This is a genomic window from Rhodococcus olei (assembly GCF_039540555.1).
GTDB classification, from domain to species: domain Bacteria; phylum Actinomycetota; class Actinomycetes; order Mycobacteriales; family Mycobacteriaceae; genus Rhodococcus_G; species Rhodococcus_G olei.
Window position 1 is genome coordinate 1 of record NZ_BAABFB010000095.1, and the last position, 1,568, is coordinate 1,568.

The following is a 1,568-nucleotide window of genomic DNA, read 5'->3' on the forward strand; positions in this document are numbered from 1 at the left end:
CATCGACTGCGTGACTCCGAGCTCGGCGCACAGCGCAGCGAAATCCTTTGCTGTGTATTGCGATCCGTGGACGCCCTTCTGTGTGTCAAGCGGCCGGTGCGAGTTGCCGGGTGACTCGGTCACGGTCCTTGAGGAGGTAGAAGATCTCGCGCGCGATGAAACGTTTGAGGCATCGCAGGATCTCGGGATTGGAGTGCCCGACAGCACGTTTACGAGCGACGTAAGCCTGGGTCTTCGGATCCACCCGCCATCGGCTGACTGCGATCATGTGCAGCGCGGAATTCGCGGCCCTGTCACCACCGCGGTTGAGGCGATGACGGGTGGTCATCCCGGAGGACGCCGGGAGCGGGGCGGCCCCGCACAGCATGGCGAACGACGCCTCCGAGGTCAGCCGCTCGGGATTGTCGCCGGCAGTGATGAGCAACTGGGCAGCGGACTGGTAACCGACTCCGACGCGCTCGAGCAGGGTGGGCACCAGCTCGTCGACGAGGGCGTGAATCGGGCGGTCGAGGTCGGCGATCTCGTCGTGCAGTTCCAGGTATCGGCGGGCGAGGTGCTTGAGTGCGATCCTGGTGGCAGTGGTCGGGTCGCGGAAGTCGGTCAAGTCGGGCCGCCAGGCGGCGAGGGTGCGGATCAGCTGCATCCGGGTCAGGTTGCGGATCTGATCCCGCAATTCCTCAGGCGCGGAGATGATCTGCGACTTGATCATCTGCAGCGCGACCCTGCGGGCAGCAACGGCCGTCTTTCGGGTGACCTGCAGAACCCGTAGCGACTCCACCATTCCGTCGCGGGTTTTCGGTGTGACGGTTCTGATCTGGGCGAACGCGGCGTGGGCGGCGTTCTCGGCGTCGATGGTGTCGTCCTTGCCACGTCGGCGCCGATCGGACCTGTCGGGTGCGGTGACCTCGAGAACCTCGAGCCCGGCATTGTCGAGGAATCGGAGCAGGCCGGCACCGTAGGAGCCGGTGCACTCGACGCCGATCCGGGCGAGGTCGCCGTGGCTGCGCATCCAGCGCAGCATGGCCCGGTATCCGGCTCGGGTGGTGGAGAAGAATTCGGTCGCGACAACCCTGTCGGTGGCGTCGACGATGGCGGCGACGTGGAGGTCCTTATGAGTGTCGACTCCACCGACGATCACCGGGGAGACGGCGGAAGACGGAGCGGGGCGTGTGGTGGGGGAAACGGTCATGCACGTGCCTCCGATTCGGTCGGGACAACAACGCAGGTCGCCCTCAGCCGAACCGGAGGCCTGGACAAGACAGTAAGGAGACGACTCTCGTCAGGCCCTTCTTGAGTCACATGGCTCCAGCGAGACCGAAGGCCTCGCCGGAGGCGCTCCCGAGCAACCGACATGTCCGAGGAATGACACCGAAAACGGGTCGATCGGAGTGCGGGTCAGGATGCTGCGAGAACACCTCCAGCACCACGATAGAACCCGAGCTGGTCGATCGCTGTGCGAGTCAGGAAACTCGGGAACACCTGGCAAGAACAGTCTTACTATCAGAGTGGAATACGGCGCCGGAGAGGTCGCCGCGCGTGACCGCAGCGGCGGACAGAGCGTCTGCGAC

Annotated in this window: 1 protein-coding gene; it reads right to left on the minus strand. The window is 65.1% G+C overall.

Going from position 1 to position 1,568, the window contains the following annotated elements; translation table 11 throughout:
• Positions 1-85: 85 nt before the first annotated feature.
• The gene (locus ABD951_RS28300; protein ID WP_345353561.1) at positions 86-1,189 is read right to left on the minus strand and encodes an IS110 family RNA-guided transposase; all 1,104 of its coding nucleotides are present in this window, start codon (positions 1,187-1,189) and stop codon (positions 86-88) included.
• Positions 1,190-1,568: the final 379 nt, after the last annotated feature.